Consider the following 2,080-nt stretch of genomic DNA (forward strand, 5'->3'; position numbering starts at 1 on the left):
GCCGTGGCCTGCGCCGACGTCTCCCCCTCCGGCGCGGCGGCCACCCCCGCCCACGTTGGAGAGGACGGCGCCCGTGGCCTCCCCGTAGTCGGTGACGCCACGGATCCCGACCAGTCCTCGGCCATGTTCGCCGAGGCCGTCCGCGAACTCGGCACGCTCGACGCGGTGGTGGTCAACGTCGGCATCGGCCTCGGAGCGGGCCTGGCGGACACCTCACCACAGCAGTGGGAACGCGTGCTCTCGGTCAACCTGAGCGCTCCCTTCCTCGCCGCCAAGTACGGGTTGCCCGTGATCGCCGACGGAGGATCGATCGTCTTCGTCGGTTCGGTGGCCGGGCTGCGCGCGGCAACCGACTCGCCCGCCTACGACAGTTCCAAGGCGGGCTTGTTCGGTCTGACCCGCCACGTCGCCAAGGAGGGTGCCTCGCGCGGGATCCGCGCCAACCTGGTCGTCCCAGGCCTGATTGACACCCCGATGGGCCGTCAGGCCTCGGCCCGGCGGGCGTCGCGTTCCACTTCGCTCGCCCGCATACCGCTCGGCCGCCAGGGCACGGCCTGGGAGGTGGCCGAGGCCGTCACCTTCCTGCTCTCCGACCGCGCCTCCTACATCACCGGGCAGAGCCTGGTGGTGGACGGAGGGTTGAACGCCGTCTGAGCACGTGGACGCCTGTCCGGTCGCGATCCGCGCACGGTGCTGACGGGACGGGGGCGGTCCGCAAGGGTCGGGATCGACCAGGGCCACCCCCGCCGACTCACTTCGTCAGTGGGCCGAACTCCTTGCGGGTGTCCACCGGCTTGCCGAACAACTGCCACCGCTCGCCCTTGAACCGCATCAGCTGCATCGTCTCGAGCGGGAAGGCGTCGCCGTGGCCCGTGGACATGGTGACTCCGGGCAGCAGCATGCCCACCTTCACGTTGTTCAGGTTGCGCACCGCGTCTCGCAGTCCTTCCCTGGTCGGGCACTTCATTGCGTCCAGGGCCTTGTGCAGGCTGGAGGCAACGGCCCAGCCGTAGGCGTTGAACTGGTTGGCCGGGTCGGCGTCCGGGGCGTACTTGTGCATGGCGTTCGTGTAGGACTTCACCTCGGGGTCGTTCGCCCACTGCGGGTCGGCAGGGTCCTTGAAGTAGGTCGCCGAGACCACGCCCTGGACGTTCCTGAACCCGACCGGCTTGAGCACGGCGGCGGACGAGGCCACGTTGTTCACGATGTGCAGCGGGTTCCACTTGGTGTTCTTGGCATCGGCAGCGAGGGCCTGACTGCCGAACTTCGGGGTGGTGACGTCCAGCAGCACATCCGCCCTGGAGCGGGAGAGGCTCGCCATCTGTGCCGACACGGACGGGTCGGTGACCTCGTAGCTCTCCTCGGCAACCACCTTGACGCCGCTGCCGGCGATCGCCTTCTTGAACCCGCCAAGCAGGTCCTTGCCGAAGTCGTCGTTCTGGTAGAGGACCGCGACCTTGGCCTTGGGCCTGGCGCTCTTGAGGTACTTGGCATACACCCGTGCCTCAGCGATGTAGTTGGGCTGCCAGCCAATGGTCCAGGGGTGCTTGTCGTCCGTGCCCCAGACGGAAGCCCCCGTGGCGACGAACGGCTGCGGCACCTTCTGCTGGTTGAGGTAGTCCCACACGGCTGCCGTGGACGGGGTGCCCAGGGTCTGAAACACCGCGAAGACCTTCTCCTGCTCGACGAGTCGGCGGGCCTCCTCAACCGCCTTGGGCGGCTGATAGCCGTCGTCTCGGATGATCAACTGCACCTTGCGGCCGTCTATGCCGCCCTGGTCGTTGACATGCTTGAAGTAGGCGGCCACGCCCTTGCTGATCGTGCCGTACGCGGAGGCAGGTCCCGACAGCGGGTAGATCCCACCCAGCTTGATGGTCTTGTCGGTGATGCCGGTGGTCTGCTGGCCCTTGCATGCGCCAGCAGCGGCGGTGTCCTGGTCGTCCTGCCCTCGCTGGCTGGTGCAGGCAGTCGCGGTGAGCAGGGCGGCGGTAGCGGCCGCCGCCGCCCGCACAGCGGGCGGCGTGCGCCAGTGAGTCATTCCGTTTCCGTACAGGGCGGTGGGGCCCCCGGGTCGGCGGGG

At 68.7% G+C, this 2,080-nt stretch carries 2 protein-coding genes; one reads left to right on the forward strand and one right to left on the reverse strand.

Annotated elements, in window-relative coordinates:
• Window positions 1-654, forward strand: a 654-nt coding sequence (locus ACFW2E_RS35375; RefSeq protein WP_384472630.1) for an SDR family NAD(P)-dependent oxidoreductase, incomplete at its 5' end; no start/stop codon positions are given.
• Between the two features lie 97 nt (window positions 655-751).
• Here the strand turns inward: ACFW2E_RS35375 and ACFW2E_RS35380 are convergent.
• Window positions 752-2,038, reverse strand: a complete 1,287-nt coding sequence (locus ACFW2E_RS35380) for an ABC transporter substrate-binding protein (protein WP_384472633.1) — start codon at window positions 2,036-2,038, stop codon at window positions 752-754.
• Window positions 2,039-2,080: the final 42 nt, after the last annotated feature.

This window comes from Streptomyces sp. NPDC058964 (assembly GCF_042741275.1).
GTDB lineage: Bacteria > Actinomycetota > Actinomycetes > Streptomycetales > Streptomycetaceae > Streptomyces.